The sequence below is a fragment of the Trichocoleus sp. AS-A1 genome, assembly GCF_039962015.1.
Classification (GTDB): domain Bacteria; phylum Cyanobacteriota; class Cyanobacteriia; order Cyanobacteriales; family FACHB-T130; genus FACHB-T130.
This window is the reverse complement of the sequence record NZ_JAMPKG010000050.1, coordinates 1-21,902: the sequence shown is the minus strand read 5'-3', so window position 1 is coordinate 21,902 and position 21,902 is coordinate 1. Positions and strand designations below refer to the sequence as shown.

Below are 21,902 nucleotides of genomic sequence, written 5' to 3'. Positions count from 1 at the left end.
GATCGCACAACTGTGTCTTAACCTCTCAGCCTTAGGATAACAGTAGTGTTATCTGGGAGATATCTTGTGACTGCTGGAACCTCACCCCCGCAGCTTCAGAGAGAGTTAGGGGTTTTGGGTGCCACGATGATGGGTTTGGGTTCGATCGTAGGCACGGGCGTGTTTGTCAGCATCGGCATTGCCGCCGGAATCGCAGGACCGGCGGTAATTTTGGCGATCGCGATTGGAGCCGTCGTGGCAACCTGCAATGGTCTCAATAGTGCCCAGTTAGCAGCGAATCACGCCGTCAGCGGTGGCAGCTACGAATATGGCTACAAGTATCTCAATCCGAGTCTGGGTTTTACCGCAGGCTGGATGTTTCTATTGGCAAAAACTGCTTCAGCAGCAACGGCAGCTTTAGGTTTTGCTGGCTACTTGCTGAATGCGACGGGTTTGTATGGGCGGGGATTTCTGATTCCCACGGCGCTAGCTGCGGCGATTTTAATGACTTTAATTGTTTTGAGCGGGATTCGCCGCTCTAATCGCGTCAATATTGCCATCGTGTCGGTGTCGCTGCTCTCTTTAATTTTCTTTGTCCTTATCTGTCTACCCCGCGCCACAGAGGTTGGTACAGAAAATCTCACGCCATTTTTCAAAGGTTCTCCGGCGACGGTACTCCAAGCCAGTGCGCTGATGTTTGTGGCTTACACGGGTTATGGAAGGATTGCCACGTTGGGCGAGGAAGCACGGGAACCCCGGAAGACAATTCCAATCGCGATGATTGTTAGCCTGGGGGTGACAATGCTGCTTTACATGGCAGTGGCAACGGTTGGCATTGGGGCGGTCGGGACAGAAATTTTGGGCAAAGCAACCCAGGCACAGGCAGCACCCCTCGAGGTGGCAGTTCGCAGCGTTGCCGGTTCAAGAGGTGCGGCGATTTTATCAATTGGTGCGATCGCGGCGATGCTGGGGGTACTATTAAACTTGATTTTGGGTTTGTCCCGCGTGCTGCTGGCGATGGGAAGACGCCGGGATATGCCCAGAATTTTGGCACGGCTAAATCGGCAAGGAACGACACCCGATTTAGCGGTGGTCGTGGTCGGAATTGCGATCGCTCTTTTAGTTCTGCTTGGCAATGTCAAAACGACTTGGTCGTTCAGTGCCTTTAACGTCTTGATTTACTATGCAATTACCAATCTGGCAGCATTAAAAATGCCAGATTCAGAACGGCTCTATCCCAAATGGATAGCCTGGGCAGGTCTAGGATCTTGCCTGTTCCTGGCTTTCTGGGTAGAGCCGCAAATCTGGCAAATGGGTCTGGGATTAATTGTCGCTGGTCTAATCTGGTACCAAGTCAGGCAAAGAGTTAGGGAGTTATGAGTTAATAACTCATAACTCCCTAACTCAAAACTTTTCCTAGCGACCAACACCGATGTATTGGAAACCGGCGCTTTCTATTTCCTTCCGGTTGAGGAAGTTACGACCATCAATCATCACCGCGTTGTTCATCAGCTTAGACATTTTGCTGTAGTCTAGGGTCTGGAACTGCTGCCAGTCTGTCACCAACACAAGGGCGTCACAGCCATCAGCCAGCCGTTCGGGATCGGTTTCCACCATCACGCCGGTTAACCCATGACGCATCCCAGTTGAAGAAACAATTGGATCGTAGGCTTTCACTTTCGCCCCCAGCCGGTTTAGTTGCTCGATGAGATTGAGCGCTGGAGCATCGCGCATATCATCGGTATCGGGTTTGAAAGTCAGACCTAGCAATCCCACCGTTTTGCCTTTGAGGATTTTTAGCGCCTGTTGCAGTTTTTCGATCGCAATCACGCGCTGGCGCTGGTTGACACTCACAGCAGATTTGAGCAGTTGAGCTTCATAGCCGTAGTCGTCCGCGGTATGAATCAAAGCCGAGACATCTTTCGGGAAGCAGGAACCACCCCAGCCAATCCCAGCTTGCAAGAACTTGTTACCAATCCGGGAATCCAAACCGATGCCCTTAGCGACTTGGGTAACATCAGCACCCACGCGATCGCAAATATTAGCAACTTCGTTGATAAAGCTGATTTTGGTTGCGAGGAAGGCATTGGCGGCGTACTTAATCATCTCAGCAGAGTTGATGTCTGTCACCACGACGGGCACTTGCGGTAAGGATTTGTCTTCTGCCACCTGGCGCTCGACAATGGGAGCATAGAGTTCCTGCATCATGGCGATCGCTTTCGGATTGGTGCTACCCAGCACAATCCGATCCGGGTTAAAGGTGTCGTAAACCGCCGAACCTTCGCGCAAAAATTCTGGATTACTAACAACATCAAACTGAGGAGTTGTTTCTAGTGTCAGCTCCTCGGTAACAACGCCACCAGCTCCCACTAAGGACTTTTGGCGCTCCAGCACGCCATCAAGTACAATCATCCGCACCCAGTCCCCAGAACCAATTGGCACTGTGGATTTATTCACAATAACTTTGTAACCACCGTCAAGATGAGCGCCAATTCCACGGGCAACGGCTTCAACATACCTGGTATCGCTTTCACCATTTGCCAAAGCGGGCGTCCCTACTGCGATGAACAAAATTTCTCCATGAGCCACTCCAGCACCCAAATCGGTAGTGAACTCAAGATGCCCTGACTGGGAAGCCGATTGCATAATTTCTGACAGTCCTGGCTCATAAATCGGGGACTGTCCCGCCTTCATCAACTTGACTTTTTCTTCGTTATTGTCAACGCAGATGACATGATGTCCAATATGAGCAAGACTGGCACCCGTGACCAAGCCAACATATCCAGTGCCAATTACGCAAACACGCATAGGAGTAAACCTCAAAAAAATTGGAATGACAGTTCTGGGGGTACGATTCTGTTGGGTAGTCTTTTGTTAAAAGTCATTGATAATTAACTTTTGACAAAGGACTCTAATTCACGAATCGCTGTGGATGCGATTCTCCGGCAGAGAAGCTAAGCGATCGCGAAAATCTTCTATAGTCAGTTGTAACCCTTCTTGCAAGGGTATTGTTGGCTCCCAATCCAGCCAAGTCTTTGCCCGCGTGATATCCGGACGCCGTCGGCGAGGATCGTCTTCTGGCAGTGGCTCAAGCTTAATCTTCGAGTCTGGGTTCACCATCTTTTGGACAGCCTCAGCCAGCTCTAAAATCGTATATTCATCGGGATTCCCTAAATTAATCGGTCCCGTATGCTCGCCATTCATCAGCCGCATCAGCCCTTCCACTAGGTCTGAAACGTAGCAGAAACTTCGGGTTTGCGAACCATCACCATAAACGGTTAGGGCGGTACCCCGCAGAGCTTGCACTACAAAGTTGCTAACCACTCGACCGTCATTTTCTAACATTCGAGGGCCGTAGGTGTTGAAGATTCGCGCGACTCGAATTTCTACATGATTCTGGCGATAATAGTCAAACGCCAGTGTTTCTGCAATTCGCTTGCCTTCGTCATAGCAGGAGCGAATTCCTATCGTATTGACATTACCGCGATATTCTTCAGTCTGGGGGTGGATTTCAGGATCGCCGTACACTTCTGAGGTGGAAGCCAAGAGTAATCTCGCCTTCACCCGCTTTGCCAGTCCTAACATATTCAGTGTACCCAGGACATTCGTTTTCACGGTCTTTACTGGGTTGAACTGGTAGTGTACTGGAGAGGCGGGGCAAGCTAGGTGATAAATTTGCTCTACTTCCAAGCGTATCGGTTCGGTGATGTCGTGACGGATGAGTTCAAAATATGGATTATCCAGCCACTTCAGGATGTTGCGTTTGTGTCCGGTATAGAAGTTATCGAGGCAAATGACTTCATGCCCTTGCGTCATTAGCCGGTCGATCAGATGGGAACCGATAAAACCAGCACCACCTGTGACTAAAATTCTCATCTGGCAATTGAGTCTTTTAAGAGTTGGAATCCATCTTAGACTAACCTTGCCATGCGATGGTGTCCAGATGTACCTGCATTTTCAATAAATCTTTGAACATATCGATGAAGATATCGTAAAGATTAGCGATCGCTCCTCGGCATTCATTTCTTCGCCTCAAGTTCGTTCCTTTCCCACTCTCAGCCTGGAATAGCACCCTATGTAAGACACCAAGCTATGAAAATACGCTGGATTCCTAAGCTTAGCTTAAAAATCCAGCGTAAGTCTCAATTCAGTAGTCTCAATTCAAGCGCTACTCTTGATCCAGGCGCAACACCGCCATGAAAGCTGATTGCGGTACATCAACCGTCCCAATCGACTTCATGCGCTTCTTCCCTTTAGCCTGCTTCTGCAACAACTTTTTCTTTCGAGAAATATCACCGCCGTAGCACTTGGCAAGCACATCTTTTCTCAAAGCGGGGATATGTTCGCTGGCGACAATCTTACTGCCAATCGCGGCTTGAATCGGAATTTTGAACTGATGCCTGGGAATCAGTTCCTTCAACTTTTCTGTCAAACCACGTCCTACGTTGTAAGCCTTATCCCGATGCACAATCATCGCCAAGGCATCAACGGGGTCGTTGTTGATTAAAATATCTAGCTTAACCAGGGGATTTTCCTGATAGCCAATCAAATGATATTCCATACTGGCATAGCCGCGAGTTCTGGACTTCATTTGGTCAAAAAAGTCCGTCACCACTTCCGCCAGGGGTAACTCATAAGTCAGCGTGGTTCGCCCCTGCGTTAAATACTTCATATCTTTGAAGACACCACGCCGGTTTTGACATAACTCCATCAAAGTCCCCACATAGACTTCTGGGGTAATCATGTCTACCTTGACATAAGGCTCCTCAATTTTTTCCCGCTCGTTCGGCGGCGGTAGGTGGCTGGGATTATCAATGTAGACTTCCTCTCCCTTATTGGTAATCACCCGATAGACCACCGAAGGAGCGGTGATAATCAAATCTAAATCGTATTCCCGCTCTAGACGCTCTTGGACGATCTCCATGTGCAGCAAGCCCAAGAAGCCGCAGCGGAAGCCAAACCCCATTGCGCTGGACGTTTCCGGTTCGTAGTTCAACGCCGCATCATTTAATTTCAGTTTTTCCAGGGCTTCCCGTAAGTCTGGGTATTGGTCAGCATCGGTAGGGAACAAGCCGCAAAAGACCATCGGCTTCGCTTCGGTGTAACCGGGCAATGCCTCGCTAGCAGGGGCATTCGCTAGGGTAATGGTGTCGCCCACGCGAGCATCTTCCACCGCTTTAATCGCCGCTCCTAGGTAGCCCACTTCTCCGGCGTGCAGTTCGTTCACCGGCTTCTGAGTCGGGGAAAGGATACCCAATTCGTCAATTTCATATTCTTTGCCGGTCGCCATCAGACGAACGCGATCGCCTTTTTTGACCGTACCATCCATCACCCGGAAGTATACAATTACACCCCGATAGCTGTCATAGTAACTATCAAAAATTAAAGCTCTCAGCGGTTGGGACACCGTATCTATCGGCGGCGGGACTAAGTGAACGATCGACTCCAGGATCTCGTCAATCCCAAGCCCTTCTTTCGCAGAAGCGAGAATTGCACCGCTACAATCCAGTCCGATAATTTCTTCAATTTCTCCCTTTACCCGATCTGGCTCAGCTCCAGGGAGATCGATTTTATTTAATACTGGAATAATTTCCAGATTATTCTCAAGGGCGAGATAAACATTGGCAAGCGTTTGCGCTTCCACCCCTTGAGAGGCATCCACTACCAAGAGTGCGCCTTCGCAAGCGGCGAGGGAACGCGACACCTCGTAGGAAAAATCAACGTGACCAGGTGTATCAATTAGATTTAGAACGTACTGTTGACCATCCTTGGCGGTATAGTTCATTCGGGCAGCTTGCAGCTTAATCGTAATGCCGCGCTCCCGTTCTAAATCCATATTGTCCAGGAACTGTTCCTTCATCTGCCGATCTTGCACCGTGCCCGTAAACTGCAAGAGGCGATCCGCCAGAGTGGATTTTCCGTGGTCAATGTGGGCAATGATCGAGAAATTACGAATGCGAGAAACAGGTACGTCAGTCATAGCCAAACAAAAAGGCACGAACGGCAATTGAAAAGTTTAGCGGACTTCAAATATTGTAATGTTTCCGATGCCCAGGCAGTTAGGACAGCCGCAGATATGTCCCTTCTGTCAACGTGAAACAATTCTTTAACTTTGAGTAGGACAGTTACCGCCTTCGATGACTATACAGTAGAAAATCTGCGCGGTTTACCTAAATCAGAGACAGCGATAAAAATAGATGCAGGACTGAGGACTGAGGGTTGAGTAGGGAGGACTGAGGACTGAGAGTTGAGGAAGGAGGACTGAGGGTTGAGGAAGGAGGACTGACTAACTGTCAAACAGTTAGTCAAGCGAAGCGATAACCATTTAATTTGGCATGGGAGGGTGATGAGAACACAGCAAAAGGTATTGTGAATCTAAAGACTTAAAAAGAAATCTTGTGTATTCAAGTAGATTAGGGCACATTGGAATTAAATCCATGCAAAAACTGCTCTGATGAAAAACCTTTAAAAAAAGGGTAATTTTCTGATGAGAGAACGACTTCTCTACCGAAAAGTGGCAATGCTTCAGGAGCAGCCGCCCTCACCAGAAAATAGAGCGCTATTGCCAACTAGCAGTTAGCGCCCAGAGAATGTCAGAATGCATACTAGGGATCGGAATTGCAAAATTTTGTTGCCCATTAGGATTAGGAGCTGCCCTCTACTCACTGCGTTGCTTGCATCAGCAGTTAGCATGGAAAGACGGCGCATCCTCTTCCGCGTTGGATTTGCTTGGAAATGTCATCACTGTACTGATATGAACGATCGGGCCAGATATTCTCAGGGTTCAGCCGAAAAGGTGGAAATTTCTATCCACCTTGATTCTGAACTGTTAGCACAAATTAAGCACCTGACCAACGATCCGAGTAAGGTCATTGAGACGGCAATTCGGCAGTGGCTTAGAGGCGAACGAGATCGAGATGATGAACTGACTCGGAACCTAGAGAGGAATCCGCCCGTGCCTCCGAGAGGAGAATGGAACGATTAATGAAAAATAAAGAACACTCTAGATGTAGACTTTAGCCGCAGGGCAAGTCTTTTGAGGTTGTATCTATCACAGAAAACGGCTGGTAATCATTAGCTTCTTCTCCTTTTGCAGTTTACAGGTATACTCTGATGGCGGCTCCTGTTAATGTCTCACTGCCAACTTTCGAGTCAACTGTGTCAAGTCCAGATCAGTACCAAAAACTGCTGAGTCAGATTGCTAGGAATATCCGTCGCACGCTCGATCTAGATACCATTTGGCAGCAAACGGTTAGAGGACTAGGAGAAGCGCTTAACGTTAGTCGCTGCATCATCTGCAACTACGAAAGTTCTAAGCCCAAAGTGCAGGTGGTGGCGGAGTATTGCCAGGAGACGTTTCGGTCGATGCTGGGACAACAGTTACAGCTTGCCGAGCAACCCTATCTAAGGCAAGCACTGGAGACACAAGGCGAGCCAGTTGTGGTAGAACAGGCTGGGGTGAATGCGTTTGGGCAACAATCGGTATTAGTCGTTTCTACCTGCTATCAAAACCAGCCAAATGGCGTCATCGCTTTGCAACAGTGCGATCGCACTCGGCGATGGAACGATGCCGAAGTTGAGTTAGTTAGAGAACTGGCAGATCAGGTTGGAACCGCGATCGCTCACGCCACCCTGTACAAAGAATTAGAAGAAGCCCGCGAACAAGCAGAAGAAGCTTCTCGCCTCAAATCAGAGTTTCTAGCAAATACTTCCCACGAACTTCGGACACCGCTAAACGGCATGATTGGCTCCCTGAAGCTGATCCTAGATGGGACGGTAGACGAGCCAGAAGAGCAACTGGATTTTATCCAAGATGCTTACCGTTCAGCTTTACATCTCCTCAACCTGATCAATGACATTCTCGATGTCGCCAAAATTGAAGCAGGCAAAATGGAGCTGGAACTGGGACAGGTGAAGCTGGAAGAACTATTCGGGGATGTTGAGGAATTTACCCAGAATCAGGCGCAGCAGAAAAACCTGAGCTTATGCATTCAAATGCCATCTACTTACGATGAAATTATCCTGTATGGCAACTACCAGCGGCTGCTCCAGGTGATGTTAAACCTGATAGGGAATGCAATCAAATTTACCCATGAAGGCGGCGTCACGGTCAGTGCCGAGGTCAGTAAAAAGAAACTCAAGTTTGGAGGACAGGAATGTCCAGGCGTTGTGAAAGTCCAAGTCGCCGATACGGGGATTGGCGTCTCCCTTGACAAGCAAGACAAACTATTTCAATCTTTTAGCCAGGTAGATGGCTCTCGCACCAGACAGTACGGTGGTACCGGATTGGGATTGGCAATATCTCAAAGGCTGGTAGAAGCAATGGGCGGGGTCGTAAACTTCTACAGTATGGGCGAAGGGCTGGGTTCAACAGTTACGTTCACCGTGCCTCTGTATCAAGAGCCGGTAATGATTTCAACGCAACAGACAGGTTCGATGGATTGTTAATGTAGGTGCTACTTTCGGGGATTGATGAAATTGGATTGAGTTGGCTCTACCAGTTGAAAGCACAAACAAGCTGCTTGCTGGTAGTTTCAGGCTCTACGATGAAATTTCGAGAAAGCAAGCACGCCAACATAGCCTGCGAGGTCAACAGGATTCTATGACTGAGCCAATTTCCGAACCGTACCAAAACTTTGAACCAAATTGCTAACAGGAGCGATCGCACACTCAATCTAAAAGCGATTTTCAGCAAACGGTTGAAAGTTTGGGAAAAGCACTGGACATAAGCCGGTGCCTTAGTTTCAATTGTTCGGTAAAGTGAATGGCTCTCCCACAACTCCCGACGCGGGTACGGGACTCGGACTAACAATCTCCCAAAAGCTGCTCAAAGCAATGGCTGGCAATATTCATGTTCATCGTTACGGCGAAGGACTCGGCTCAACAGTCATGGTCACTGTACCCCTGTATCAACCTCCAGTAATGATTACTACGCTATAGACGGGTTCAAAAGAGCTATTAATCTAGGTGGGTACAGCGACGCTGTCGGGTTTTTCTGCTAACCCCAGTTTTCAGATAATTGTGTCGCCAAACCGTGTCACTACTCTGCAAACATTTTTACACTAGGAAAGAAGTTGATTAAAGTAAGAGTCTATGACTGAGCAAGCAAATGCTCGTGACTTGTTTCGGGCTGCCTACGAAAACCGCTACACCTGGGATACTAATTTCCCAGGATATAGTGCTGATGTAGAACTCAAGCAAGGTGATGAAGTCTACAAAGGCAAAATTCGCATCAACAGCGACATGACTGTTGAAGTTACCGGCATCGAAGACGAAACGGTGCAAGAGAGCATCTATACTCAGCTCAGGGATATTGTCACCCACCGCAAGCGGGGGTCTTTTGACAAAGCTCACGGCAAGAACGAATTTAACCTGGGGGAAACGGACGCCAGCGGCGCTACGGAAATTCTGGTTAAAGGCGATGCGATGGGATCTAACTACAAAATCCGAGGCACTGAAATTTGCCAGGTGAGTCGGGTAATGGGTCGAATGGCATTTGTCATCGATACTGCTGAAAGTTTAGACACCGGAGAAGGCTACGCCGCCAGTCGCTACGATGTTGTCTTCCAGAATCCTCAGACAGGTGAATTGCTCAGAGAAATGCAATTTGAGGATACCTTCGAGAAAGTCGGCGATTACTACGTGATGACCAAGCAGGTAATTCACGCGAATGAGCAAGGTCAAAAAACGACCACCGAGTTCAACTACGCGAACGTTAAGTTACTGGAACCAGCAGCGGTATAGGCGGTCCGCGTTACGATACCCTCTCGGCTGTCCCCAGTGTTCTCCATTTTCGCGATGAGTTTTTATCTCTGCGTGAACTAGGATCAACATAGCTGCAATAGAAAGAAAGATTCGATAAGGTAAACTAACCATGTCACAAACACTGGCACTGACTTCAGAAAACGTCGAACAAGTTTTGGATGAACTGCGCCCTTACTTAATGTCCGATGGTGGTAACGTTGAGCTGGTAGACATCGACGGTCCAGTCGTGAAGCTACGCCTCCAAGGAGCCTGCGGATCTTGCCCTAGTTCAGCAATGACGCTGAGAATGGGAATTGAGCGCCGCTTGCGTGAATTTATCCCCGAAATTGCCGAAGTTGAGCAAGTCCTTTAAAGGCAAAAGGTAAAAGGCAAAAGGCAAAAGATTTTTTCTGATTTCTTTTGCCTTTTTAGTTTAATTGAACCAGTCTTTTCAAAGCCAAAGGCAAAAGAAATAAAACAGATATTTCTTTTGCCTTTTTAGTTTCTACTATTTACTTTTCCTATGCCCCATCCTCTCTATATCTCTTTCATCTGGCATCAACATCAACCTCTGTACAAAAGCCGCGCAGTCAATCAGTATCGTTTACCGTGGGTGCGGCTGCATGGGACGAAAGATTACCTAGATTTAGTGCTGCTGCTGGCTCGTTATCCGAAGCTGCATCAAACGGTTAATCTCGTGCCATCTTTGATTTTGCAGTTAGAGGATTATGTTGCTGGCACGGCGATGGACCCGTACTTAGCAGCAGCTTTGACGCCGGAACAGCAACTGAGTGATGAACAAAAAAGATTTATTATTGAGCATTTTTTTGATGCCAATCACCATACTTTAATTGACCCTCATCCTCGCTACGGAGAACTGTACGGGCAACGTCAAGAAAAGGGGGAAGAATGGTGTTGGACAAATTGGAATCCGCAAGATTACAGCGATTTGCTCGCTTGGCATAATCTGGCGTGGATCGATCCTTTGTTTTGGGACGATCCAGAGATTGAGGGCTGGTTGAAGCAGGGAAGAAACTTTACTTTAAGCGATCGCCAGCGAATTTTCTCTAAACAACGAGAAATCTTGAGTCGCATCATTCCGCAGCACCGGCAGATGCAAGAAGCGGGGCAACTGGAAGTATCGACAACGCCCTACACGCACCCAATTTTGCCCTTACTGAACGATACCAACTCCGGTCGGGTGGCGGTGCCCAACATGACCTTGCCGAAGCAGCGCTTCCAGTGGGCTGAAGATATCCCCAGACATCTCCAAAAAGCTTGGGATATGTATAAAGATCGGTTTGGGCAAGAACCGCGTGGTTTGTGGCCTTCAGAACAATCGGTCAGCCCCGAAATTTTGCCTTATATCGCCAAGCAAGGATATAAGTGGATCTGCTCGGATGAAGCCGTCTTAGGTTGGTCTAAGAAGCAATTTTTCCATCGAGACGGCGCGGGGAATGTCTACGAACCCGAATTACTATATCAACCTTATCGGCTGCAAACCGAGTTCGGCGACTTAGCGATCGTGTTTCGGGATCACCGATTATCAGATTTAATTGGCTTTACTTATGGAGCGATGGAACCGCGCCGCGCCGCCGCCGACTTAGTCGGGCATTTGGAAGCGATCGCTCGCACCCTGAAACACCGTCAGAAAGGAGGCGGTACAGCCCTAGAACAACCGTGGCTGGTCAACATTGCCCTTGATGGCGAAAACTGTTGGGAACACTACCATCTGGATGGTAAGCCCTTCTTAGAAGCTCTTTATCAAACGCTGAGCGACCACTCAGAGCTGAAATTGGTCACGGTTTCGGAATTTCTAGACCAGTTCCCTCCCAAGGCAATCATCCCCGCCGAGCAGCTGCACAGCGGCTCTTGGGTCGATGGCAGCTTTACAACTTGGATTGGCGATCCCGCCAAAAATCGCGCCTGGGATCTCTTAGAAGATGCGCGGAAAGTCTTGGCTAGCCATCCAGAAGCAACCGAGGAAAACAATCCAGAAGTTTGGGAAGCTTTGTACGCCGCAGAAGGTTCCGATTGGTTCTGGTGGTTTGGCGAAGGTCATTCCTCAAACCAAGATGCCATGTTCGACCAGCTGTTCCGGGAACACCTGTGTGCGATTTACCAAGCTTTAAATGAGCCGATCCCGTCGAACTTGCGCCAACCCGTAGAAGCTCACGAAGCGCGGGGAGACCATCGACCCCAAGGCTTTATTCATCCCACCATCGATGGACTGGGTGACGAACAGGATTGGGATCGCGCTGGTCGGATTGATGTGGGCGGATCGCGGGGTACGATGCACAAGAGCAGTGCCATTCAGCGTCTTTGGTACGGCGTGGATCACCTTAACTTCTATCTACGGCTGGACTTCCAGACCGGCATTCAACCGGGTAAAGGCTGTCCGCCAGAGTTGCATTTGCTGTGGTTCTATCCCAACCAAACAATGCACAATAGCCCCATTCCGCTGGAAAATTTACCTGACGAAGCGCCACTGAACTATCTGTTCCACCACCATTTAGGGATTAACTTACTGACTCACACGATTGAGTTTGAGGAGGCTGGGGAACATCTCAAGTGGCATCCTCGGTTTAGCCGCGCTCAAGTGGGTTTAAATAAGTGTTTGGAAGTGGCAGTTCCTTGGGCAGATTTGCAAATCGGTCCAGATTTTCCGCTGCGGATGGTAGCTATCTTAGCGGATGGCGAACGGTTTAGTAGCTATGTGCCTGAAAATGCCTTGATTCCGATTGATGTTCCTTAAGAATTCAATCGCAAAAATCAGGGATTTTACAAAAATCCCTGATTTTTCTAACTTTGATACCGCATAACTGTCCAAACATTTCCACTAATTAGGGTATCTAGTTGGAAAATGTGAAAACTTGATTTGAGAGGCTGTGAGATTTCTTGCCAAGGAACAATCGTAAAGCCAAGTTGCGAATAAAATCGTACTAATTTAGGCTTACAGACTAAATAGAGGGGATGGGTCGCTTCTTGAACAAGACGCTTCACTAGATAGGAACCCAGGTGCTGGCTGCGCCAAACAGGTTTCACAAATAAGTAATACAGCATAGAGTGCGTACTGTAGCCGTTTATTTCACCGCAAGCTACTAAGCTTCCATTACATTCAATGACCCAGAACCGCGACCAATTGACAAAAGCATAGGTAAAAATTGAGAAGAAAAATAGAATAAAGGAAGCTGCTAAACAAAGAGTAACAATAAAAAGAAGTGAAAGGATAAGAAACAAAAGAATTCCGAGCAAGAAATTAGAAGCAAGAATTTTGATAATTTGTATGATTGCTAGCATGAAAAAAGTCAAGGCAATCAAAATTAGGAAATTGAAAGATAAAACTCTCAAATCAAATTTTAAAGCCTCAGATTTTGTGAATTCTAATAATAATTGCTGAATTAACCATTTTTCTTCCGCACGGGCTGGTCGGAGAACACACCCTGGTGGCAATGAAGGAGGTAGGTCAGCCATTAGTCCATTTTGTTGCAGCAGTGAACATCAAAGTCTGCGGCGATGAGGGCAATATTAGCAGTATGGGAGCCGTTGTCGTGTTTAAATTAACTGGAAATTTAGAAGCGATCGCCTAACTGTCCCTACTCATCTATCGGGGTTGGGTGTTACCGTCACCCGACGATCGACTTCATCAATCGTTATTGATGCCAACCCAAACTGCTCAATCACCCATGCATTGGTCGTTAGGTGGGTGCTAATCTCCGCCACTCGGTATTGACTCGTCGAGTCAGCTAAAGCCGCTGGCAATAGCAACTGATCCCCCAGGTGTACATCGACGGGTGCGCCAGTGTTATGAAAATCCAGCAACTCCTGACAAGCCATATCGGCAACTTTATCGGCTGGCAGTCCCAGACGTCCCAAAGCACCAAAGAAAGCCTTACTATTCTCGTACTCAGCGGTGAGGAAAATCCCCGCCCCTGGTGCGATACCCCTTTCCCGTAAGGGTTGGACAGTGGCTTTGAGATCTGCCTGATGCAACACATTCTCGGCGCGGCTAGCCATCCGTTGGGGAATGTGGGAAGGAAGTTGTGTCACCACAGCAATCCCCCGCACCTGCTGAAATTCTCCAGGTTCCAGAAGGCTAATCCCTCGCAATGGTTGGATTTCCCTGTTCTTACCCCTAACGCCCCTACCGCTAACGCGAAGTTCCACTTCTCCTTGGCCTTGGGGATACCACCCCCAACTGCGTATCCTCACCTCAGCTTCCACTCCCATCTGACGTAACAGAGGCAAGTAGACTTGCTCGATGTAGGTATAAGCGGGACTATAGGCGACATGGGTGCCGCCGCGCAGCGTCACCTGCGATTCTCCCTGCGCGATCGCTAAGGGCAGCAAAATTGTCTGCAAAACCAAAGTGACAGCACCCGCCGAACCGCCTTCCTGTGCTTCGGTGACATCAAACGTGTATTTTCCCGGTTGGATTGAATCACCCGGAATAAACTCTAAAGCCGTTGAACCCAACGTATCCCCCTGTACTTTCGCTCCGCAGATGGCAGCAGCGGCACGCACAGCCGTTAAGTGTTGGGCAGCGAGTCCGGGCTTTTTGCGTCCCGCCCGAACCCGCCCGATTCGGATCGGATGGCCTGCGATCGCCGCCAGGCTGAGGGAAGTCCGTAAAACCTGTCCGCCGCCTTCTCCGTAGGAACCGTCGATGTAAATCATGAGTAAAAGGATGCTTCAAACGTATTATGAAGGAAGTGACCAGATTTTAACGGCGCGGCATGGGAACAGTTTGGGAATTAGATTTTTATTCGCGTCCAATTTTGGACGAACAACAGAAAAAGATTTGGGAATTATTGGTGTGCGAAAGTCCGTTGGATATCCGCACCAAACCTGAGTCCCTGTTTCGTTACGCCGAGTTTTGCCCCAATAGCACGGTAAATTCGATCTGGCTGCGAACGACGTTGGAAGAAGCGATCGCTAGGGCAGCTGAACCTCCTCAAAAAATCCGCTTCTTCCGCCGCCCGATGACCAAAATGATTGTGAAAGCCTGCGATGAGTTGGGCATTTCCGCTCAGCTGAGCCGCCGAACTTTTACATTGTATCGGTGGCTGCAAGAGCGGATGCAGGACGTTTATCCCCAGCAATCGGGCTACCAAGGAGTTGCCCCGAATCCCTCTGTCCAATACCAACCCCAGCCGCCCCAACCTTTACCGGATGCGCTGGTTGGGCAAAAGTGGGCATTTGTAACCTTGTCAGCGGAAGCCTTTGAGGAAATGCACGAGTGGGACATTGGCTTTCGAGAAGCTTTCCCACTCATTGGATTAGGAGATTTCGCGCCTTTGCCACCGGAGACGCAGATTCCAGGAGTGGTGATTTTCTCTCCCAGAGCAGTGCCAATGGCTGGCTGGATGTCGGGAATTGAACCGGCGTTCCTGAAATTTAATCGGAACACACCGCCTAGATTGCTTTTAGAGACGGGTGAGAGTAATAGCTGGATTTTGGCAAGTATCAAAGATTCAAAAACTTTGACGGAAGCCGAAAACTTTGAGGACGCCAAGCGAAAAGCTGGGATGTTGCATTTTTTAGCGATTCAGTCCGATCCGCAATCAGAATCCTTTGCGGGTTTTTGGCTAATGCAAGAATTGCCTCTGAGTTAAATTGATTCCAAAGTAAATCTTTCGGTTTCGCAACCAGACTGGGAGAATAGAAGACAAAGACATAAAAAAAGGCTCTCAGACAAGCATAAAAGTCGGAGTAAAAGCGCGGATGTTGAGACTGAGCGACAGAATTTCGCACTTTCTACTTTGACTTTATGAGGGCGTCTTGGCGGTTCCATCAATAAATTCCACGGTCAGAATATGGGTTTTAACGATTTACCACAAGAGACGCTAGCAGAGCAGTTATTGGAGTTAGCCACTCGTTCGGGAGCCGAGGAAGCGGAGGTTTATCAAGCGCGATCGCTTTCTCGCCCAGTTTTTTTTGAAGCCAACCGGCTCAAACAACTGGAAAGTGCCCAATCAGAAGGGACGGCGTTGCGGCTGTGGCGAGAAGGGCGTCCGGGTTTAGCCGTTGCTTATGGCCCTGTGGAACCGCAAGCACTGGTAGATCGAGCGATCGCTTTGTCGGCACTCAACGGAGTGGAAACCGTGGAATTGACTGAGGGACGGGCATCTAAGTATCCCGACTTGGGCGAGTTTATGCCCGTCGAGGAGCTGATATTAATGGGCAAAGAAGCGATCGCCCTCGTCCGAGATGCCTACCCAGAAGTCCTCTGCACCGCTCAATGGGAATGCGAAGCAGAAACGACGCGCCTTGTCAACACCAAAGGATTGGATTGTCGCTATACCGATACGACCCTCAGCTGTTATCTGGCAGCCGAATGGGTACGGGGGGATGATTTCTTGAGCGTTGGCGATGGACAAACCCAGCGGGATAGCCTCGATCCGGTCGCCTTGGCAAACCAAATTTTGCAGCGGTTAGCGTGGGCGAAAGAAAACATTTCACCCCCCATCGGTCGCGTGCCCGTGTTATTTACCGCCAAAGCAGCGGATATGCTTTGGGGAACCCTCTCAGCTGCACTGAATGGGAAACGAACCCTTGAGGGGGCTTCGCCGTGGAGCGATCGCTTGGGCGAACCCGTGACTTCAAAAGCCCTCACCATTACCCAAAACCCAGAATCTGGGCCGTTTAGCTGTCCTTTTGATGATGAAGGCACGGTCACGCGGAATCTGGAATTTATCAAAGACGGCATTTTGCAGCTGTTTTATACCGACCGCACGACCGGACGCCAGCTGGGTAGCGGGACTACTGGAAACGGGTTTCGTCCCGGTTTAGGTAGTTACCCGACACCGGGGCTATTTAATTTGCTGATTCATCCGGGAACTGGGGATCTGCTGAGCTTAATGCAGCAGATGGGTGATGGGCTGGTAGTAGATCAGATGCTGGGAGGCGGTTCTGGGATTTCGGGGGACTTCTCGATTAACGTTGACCTGGGCTACCGGATCAAGAACGGTCAGGTGGTCGGCAGGGTAAAAGATACGATGGTGGCAGGTAACGTATACGCAGCCCTCAAGCAGCTAGTGGCATTGGGAGGCGACGCCGAGTGGAATGGTTCGGTCTATACCCCATCTCTGATTGTGGAAGGGCTGTCTGTCACCGGCAAAATGCTGAGTTAATCCGAATCGAAGACTGGCTAATTGCCCGTTAGCCGTTAGCCATTAGCCATTAGCCATGAAATGAGTTGAGGGCAAAATGTTGAATGACTTATGAATTATTTGAGAGTGTTAAGTTCTCAAGTTTTGTCTTTACACTCAAGACTCAAATTTCCCAAATCCAAGGTCAAAGCTTTCTTACAACCCAGACGGCGTTTAGCGATCGCTGAAGCTTGTCTAATTGGGTTAGTATCGGGACTCGCCGCAGTTCTGTTCAAAGTCGGCGTCGGGACCTTGGGTGCATGGCGAGTTCATGCTTCCCACTTTCTCCCTGCATGGTTCGCATTACCCGCCATTGGTTTATCCTTTGGACTCCTCTCCGGCTTCCTAGTCGAACGTCTGGCACCAGAAGCAGCGGGGAGCGGCATTCCTTTTGTTAAAGCTGCCCTTTCTCAATTCCCCATCGCCCTGAATTTACGAGTTGCCCTCGTGAAGTTAGCCAGCAGCATTATTGCTCTGGGTTCCGGACTCACCTTGGGGCGTCAAGGGCCAACCGTGCATATCGGTGCAGCCGTTGCTGCTCAATTCAGCCACTGGGTTCCTACTTCGCCCGACCATCGCCGCCAGATGATTGCCGCTGGTGCGGGTGCTGGGTTAGCGGCTGGTTTCAATGCACCGATTGCCGGTGTGCTGTTTATTGTCGAAGAACTCCTCCAAGATTTATCCGACCTCACCTTGGGCACAGCCATTCTCGCATCCTTTATCGGTGCGGTTGTGTCGCGGCTGCTGGGCGGTCGTAGCCTTGACCTCAACCTCGATATTAGCCAATCTCAGACTAGCTTTTTTGCCCAAGAGATTCCTTTTTACCTGTTGTTAGGAGCCTTGGCTGGGGTGCTGGGGGCAATGTTTGGGAAAGGAATTTTTACTTCCCTCGCCTTCTATCGCCGCCTCAAACTTTCTCTACCGCTGCGAATTGGGCTGGCTGGATTAATTTCTGGTATCGTGACCGCCCTTCTCCCCTCAACATTTCGAGACAACACCGGGCTGCGAGAGTCCCTGCTGGCAGGTGGAGTGAGCTGGGAAATGGCAGCGATCGCTTTTGTGGCTCAGTATATACTGACGCTCGTCGCCTGTGGTTCTGGTGCCCCTGGCGGGTTATTCGCGCCTTCCCTGATTCTGGGGTCTGGGCTTGGCTATCTGGTCGGGTTCGTGCAGGAGGTAACCTTGGCAGTGGGTTCACCGACCACCTACGCCCTGGCTGGCATGGGGGCATTTTTCAGTGCCGTCTCCAAAGCGCCCATCACCGCCATTGTCATCGTTTTTGAAATGACAATGGACTTCAATCTTGTTCTGCCGCTGATGATTGGGTCTGTTGTTGCTTACCTGGTGTCAGAAAAGATAGTTAGGGGGTCACTCTACGATCGCCTACTGAAGTGGAATGGGATTGAACTAGAGAAAAAGCCAACTACCGATGGACTCTTATCGATGCTGAAGGCGGCAGACGTGATGCAGCGCCGAGTCGAAACCTTAACCAGCAATATGACCCTTGATGAAGCCGTGCAAGCTTTCTCTCGCTCCCATCATCGCGGCTTTCCGGTTGTGTATAAGGAGAAACTGGTTGGGATTATTACCCAAACTGACCTTGCTGGAATTGCCCAACGGGGATTACCAGGGAATGCCCCTTTGAGCAAAATCATGACGCCGAAGCCGATGGCGGTAAACCCTACCGACTCCTTGGGTGATGTGCTCTATTTACTCAATCGCTATCAACTCAGTCGGTTGCCAGTGACGGAAGGGCGCAAGCTGATTGGGATTATTACCCGTGCTGATATTATTCGGGCGCAAGCAGATAAGCTGAACGGTCAATCGGTGAATATTGGCCCGCGTCCGGAGCCTTCTTACTGTGTTTATCAAACTCGTTCTCCGGCAGTGGGAAGCGGACGAATGCTCGTTACCATCGCCAACCCGCAAACCGCACCCGCATTGTTGCAAATGGCAGCGGCAATTGCGCGCGATCGCAACTACGAAATCGAATGTCTTCAGGTTATCTCGGTTCCCCGCAACAGTGCCCCTGCTCAAACGCCCGTTAGCACAACGAAAAGTCGTCGGTTGCTCCGTCATGCCGAAAAACTGGGGCAAGATTGGCAAATTCCCGTCCACACTCAGATCCGCGTGTCTCATGATGTTGCTCCAGCGATTCTGGAAACCATTAACGAGCGTCACATTAATTTGCTGCTGATGGGCTGGAAAGGCACCAGCATCACGCCCGGTCGAGTTTTTGGCGATGTGGTAGACACGATCATCCGGCAGGCTCCCTGCGAGGTGGTGCTGGTGAAAATGGGCGAAGAGACTCCAGGCGCAGAGGAGCCGAGAAGCAGAGGCATCAGGGCGCATATCGCTGCCAATTCCCCCCGACCGCCCCGCATCCTGGCACCCCGGCATCGCATCGGCACCCACTCACCCACCGTGTCCCTCTGCTTCAATCGCTGGCTGGTTCCGATTGCTGGTGGTCCCAACGCCCAGCAAGCTTTGCAACTCCTACCCGCTTTGATGTGTCTGAGTAAGACACCCGCAATTGAGCTAGCCCAAGTTTTCCATCCTTCCACCCTCTTGCCGGACACCGCCATGTTAGAAAAATCAGCCTTGTTCCTCAGCCGCCAACTGAGTGCAAGCGTGACGGCGATTCCCCTTCGTTCCAGTTCTGTCTCGGATGCCGTGATCGATCTAGCGCAAGCTGACGCCTGCGATGTGGTGATATTGGGTGCTAGTCGGGAAGGGTTATTGCAGCAGGTGATGAAGGGAAATATCCCCGAAGCGATCGCGCGTGGCGTGAAAAGCACCGTGATTTTGGTAAGAAGCGCCCAGTAAAAAATTAAACAGAAGAATTATTCATTTCTGGTTAATTTCTGATTTTGACTTGCCCCTCACGGATTTGCACCACAGGTCGATTCGCCATCCGCAACAAGCGTTCGTCGTGCGTTGTCACCATCACAGTCGCACCGAAGGCGTTGAGTTTCTGGAGAATTCTCAGCACCGATGCCGAGTTATCCGCATCGAGATTTCCAGTGGGTTCATCTGCCAGTAACAGCGGCGGCGTTCCGACAATTGCGCGAGCAAGACTGACGCGCTGTTGCTCTCCACCAGAGAGTTCTTCAGGAAAACAATCCGCTTTATGCTGCAACCCGACTAATTTCAGCGTTGGGGGAAGGCGGCGCTCAATTTCCTTGCGCGTGAAGCCTTGCGCCCACAGTACAAAAGCAATATTTTCCGTTACTGTCCGGCGGGGGATGAGTTTGTAGTCTTGAAAAACAACGCCGATGCGCCGCCGCAGCAAAGACAGGCGATGACCCCGCAACTGCGCCACGTTGCAGTTATCGACCATGACCTCGCCATCCGTGGGGCGTTCTTCCCCATACAACAGCTTTAAGAGTGTTGATTTACCAGAACCAGAAGGCCCGGTAACAAACAAGAAATCCCCTCGCTTAACTTCCAAATTCACATCCAATAACCCACGGCTGCCATTGGAATAAATTTTTGTCACTTCCCGCAATTTCACCATGACTGCTGAGGAGGCTGAGTAATTGGCGTCCCGTGCGTCACTCCGGCGATCTTTGCCAATGCTGGGATGAGCAGAAGCTGTGGTCATATAAAAGTTATCAGTGCGTAATGCTAAGGGCTAATGGCTAATCGCTCATCGTTCATGGCAACTTCAATGAACAATTAACAATTCAAAACTCATAACTTTTTACCACAGCTCGCAAGGCAAATTGCGGTAAAGCCATCATTCTTCGCCAGCGCCAGGGTTCTTGATACAAGCGATAAAGCCATTCCAGATGATTATCCCGCAACCAAGCGGGTGCCCTGGATTTAATTCCAGCCCAAATATCAAAGCTACCGCCGACACCAATCCAAATCGATTCGGGACACAGGTGTCGGTTTTGGGCAATCCATAATTCCTGACGGGGAACGCCTAAACCCACGAATATCAGACGGGGTTGAAGAGTTTGCAGGGTTGTCTTAAATTCTGGTTCTGCTTCGGGTAAGAGGTAGCCGTGTTGACTCCCAGCGATCGCAATTCCCGGCACTCGTTCCTCCCAAACCGCAGCTGCTGCTTGCGCGACTCCCGGTGCCCCACCATAGAAAAAAATCGGGCAAAGCTTCCCCATTTGCCCAGCTTCCTGTAAAAGTGACTCTGCCAACTCAATTCCCGGACAGCGTCTCAGGCGTCTACCCTTTAGCCGCAAATAAAGGACAACCCCAGCTCCATCCGGAATCACCAGTTCAGCCTGCTGGATGATCCCCGCAAGGCTGGGGTTGTCTTCTGCCTGAATCGCCATTTCCGCATTTAGCGTAACGACATGACCGCCTACCTTCTCATGTAGGCGCGAGATTAGCCACTTAGAATAGTCTTCTAACAGATGAACGGGCACTCCCAGGACGGGAAAATGTTCGGGTTTCTCCAATAGCATCGAATTTTGGTAAGGCTTTACACCAGCCATAGCAGCTCTGTCGTTTCAAGACTATGAACGCTAACTTATTCGCTGTATTGTAGAGTATTCCCGAACTTTGGTACAGAATCGGGAAACAGAATTTTTTTATATTTGCAGGTGGTATTTTTTCTTCAGATGGCTTTCTTAAGAGAGCCATCTGCGTATAACTCCAGCGGCACCAGTTCAGTTTTTCCGTTTACATTAACCTTTGAGTAGACAATTCTCACAAAGGGAGCTTTATTTTGGTTGTAGCGATAAGACATATTAAACCTCCACGCGAACCTAGATTTTTAAAATTTTTAAGTTGATTTTATTTCAATGTCTTCTCTTTAGACTTACTTCTCTTCTACACTAAGTCGCTTGAAAGCTCTGGAAGAGAATAGTAAGCTTTCTAATAATCACTTTGTAAAAAATCAGACTGTGCAGAACTAGATTTGTATCGTCTAAAGCCATCTAAATTAAGGGTATATAGCGGTTCTCAGTTGGATGGCATACAGTAAGGGAGTAGCCCAGCCTGCCAGACAATCGCCGATCATGAAAGCCTACTCGCTTGACCTACGCCAAAAAGTGATTGATGCCT

Annotated in this window: 17 protein-coding genes and 1 pseudogene; 10 read left to right on the top strand and 8 right to left on the bottom strand. The window is 49.4% G+C overall.

The genetic code is table 11. The features are described 5' to 3' along the window. Positions 1 to 66: 66 nt before the first annotated feature. Positions 67 to 1,359, top strand: coding sequence for an amino acid permease (locus tag NC994_RS25050; protein WP_190436814.1), 1,293 nt, complete (start codon positions 67 to 69; stop codon positions 1,357 to 1,359). A gap of 36 nt (positions 1,360 to 1,395) precedes the next feature. On the opposite strand, the gene NC994_RS25045 is transcribed toward NC994_RS25050, so the two are convergent. From NC994_RS25045 to lepA, 3 genes are all read right to left on the bottom strand, one after another. Continuing rightward, complete coding sequence (locus NC994_RS25045; protein WP_190411322.1) at positions 1,396 to 2,787, bottom strand: UDP-glucose/GDP-mannose dehydrogenase family protein; 1,392 nt, start codon at positions 2,785 to 2,787, stop codon at positions 1,396 to 1,398. A 108-nt stretch (positions 2,788 to 2,895) separates the two neighbouring features. Then, positions 2,896 to 3,855 (bottom strand): UDP-glucuronic acid decarboxylase family protein, encoded by a 960-nt coding sequence (locus NC994_RS25040; RefSeq protein ID WP_190411323.1) that lies wholly within the window; start codon positions 3,853 to 3,855, stop codon positions 2,896 to 2,898. Positions 3,856 to 4,147: 292 nt separating this feature from the next. Next, complete coding sequence (gene lepA, locus NC994_RS25035; protein WP_190411324.1) at positions 4,148 to 5,959, bottom strand: translation elongation factor 4; 1,812 nt, start codon at positions 5,957 to 5,959, stop codon at positions 4,148 to 4,150. Between the two features lie 774 nt (positions 5,960 to 6,733). On the opposite strand from lepA, the gene NC994_RS25030 reads away from it, so the two are divergent. The 6 genes and pseudogenes from NC994_RS25030 to NC994_RS25005 all read left to right on the top strand — a co-directional run bounded on the left by NC994_RS25030 (position 6,734) and on the right by NC994_RS25005 (position 12,478). Then, a complete protein-coding gene (locus NC994_RS25030) occupies positions 6,734 to 6,964 on the top strand; it encodes a type II toxin-antitoxin system CcdA family antitoxin (RefSeq protein ID WP_190411356.1) in 231 nt (76 codons plus the stop codon). 188 nt (positions 6,965 to 7,152) lie between these two features. Then, positions 7,153 to 8,427, top strand: a pseudogene (locus NC994_RS25025) (ATP-binding protein); the annotation flags it as partial. 312 nt (positions 8,428 to 8,739) lie between these two features. Then, entirely contained in the window at positions 8,740 to 8,919 is a 180-nt protein-coding gene (locus NC994_RS25020; protein ID WP_199299671.1) for an ATP-binding protein, read from the top strand. Between the two features lie 153 nt (positions 8,920 to 9,072). Beyond that, positions 9,073 to 9,723 (top strand): DUF3386 domain-containing protein, encoded by a 651-nt coding sequence (locus tag NC994_RS25015; RefSeq protein WP_190436810.1) that lies wholly within the window; start codon positions 9,073 to 9,075, stop codon positions 9,721 to 9,723. A gap of 130 nt (positions 9,724 to 9,853) precedes the next feature. Further along, positions 9,854 to 10,096 carry a NifU family protein gene (locus NC994_RS25010; RefSeq protein WP_190411328.1) on the top strand — a complete coding sequence of 81 codons (243 nt, stop codon included), beginning with the start codon at positions 9,854 to 9,856 and terminating at the stop codon, positions 10,094 to 10,096. Positions 10,097 to 10,246: 150 nt separating this feature from the next. After that, positions 10,247 to 12,478, top strand: coding sequence for a glycoside hydrolase (locus tag NC994_RS25005; protein WP_190436807.1), 2,232 nt, complete (start codon positions 10,247 to 10,249; stop codon positions 12,476 to 12,478). Between the two features lie 47 nt (positions 12,479 to 12,525). Here the strand turns inward: NC994_RS25005 and NC994_RS25000 are convergent, their stop codons facing one another. Together NC994_RS25000 and rtcA are read right to left on the bottom strand one after the other, a co-directional pair. Next, on the bottom strand, positions 12,526 to 13,197 hold the full coding sequence (locus tag NC994_RS25000) for a GNAT family N-acetyltransferase (RefSeq protein WP_190436800.1): 672 nt from the start codon (positions 13,195 to 13,197) through the stop codon (positions 12,526 to 12,528). Between the two features lie 126 nt (positions 13,198 to 13,323). Then, positions 13,324 to 14,400 (bottom strand): RNA 3'-terminal phosphate cyclase, encoded by a 1,077-nt coding sequence (gene rtcA / locus NC994_RS24995; RefSeq protein WP_190428751.1) that lies wholly within the window; start codon positions 14,398 to 14,400, stop codon positions 13,324 to 13,326. Between the two features lie 59 nt (positions 14,401 to 14,459). Here rtcA and NC994_RS24990 point away from each other — a divergent pair, with 59 nt between their 5' ends. From NC994_RS24990 to NC994_RS24980, 3 genes are all read left to right on the top strand, one after another. Continuing rightward, positions 14,460 to 15,338, top strand: a complete 879-nt coding sequence (locus NC994_RS24990; protein WP_190436797.1) for a Tab2/Atab2 family RNA-binding protein — start codon at positions 14,460 to 14,462, stop codon at positions 15,336 to 15,338. 201 nt (positions 15,339 to 15,539) lie between these two features. Further along, a complete protein-coding gene (locus NC994_RS24985; RefSeq protein ID WP_190436794.1) occupies positions 15,540 to 16,856 on the top strand; it encodes a TldD/PmbA family protein in 1,317 nt (438 codons plus the stop codon). Between the two features lie 90 nt (positions 16,857 to 16,946). Further along, on the top strand, positions 16,947 to 19,700 hold the full coding sequence (locus NC994_RS24980; protein WP_190436791.1) for a chloride channel protein: 2,754 nt from the start codon (positions 16,947 to 16,949) through the stop codon (positions 19,698 to 19,700). A gap of 31 nt (positions 19,701 to 19,731) precedes the next feature. Here NC994_RS24980 and ftsE read toward each other — a convergent pair whose 3' ends face one another. The 3 genes from ftsE to NC994_RS24965 all read right to left on the bottom strand — a co-directional run bounded on the left by ftsE (position 19,732) and on the right by NC994_RS24965 (position 21,585). Continuing rightward, complete coding sequence (ftsE, locus tag NC994_RS24975) at positions 19,732 to 20,391, bottom strand: cell division ATP-binding protein FtsE (RefSeq protein WP_190411357.1); 660 nt, start codon at positions 20,389 to 20,391, stop codon at positions 19,732 to 19,734. A gap of 169 nt (positions 20,392 to 20,560) precedes the next feature. Then, positions 20,561 to 21,301 (bottom strand): WecB/TagA/CpsF family glycosyltransferase, encoded by a 741-nt coding sequence (locus tag NC994_RS24970; RefSeq protein ID WP_190411358.1) that lies wholly within the window; start codon positions 21,299 to 21,301, stop codon positions 20,561 to 20,563. A 152-nt stretch (positions 21,302 to 21,453) separates the two neighbouring features. Further along, positions 21,454 to 21,585 (bottom strand): hypothetical protein, encoded by a 132-nt coding sequence (locus NC994_RS24965; protein ID WP_277879665.1) that lies wholly within the window; start codon positions 21,583 to 21,585, stop codon positions 21,454 to 21,456. Positions 21,586 to 21,902 lie beyond the last annotated feature (317 nt).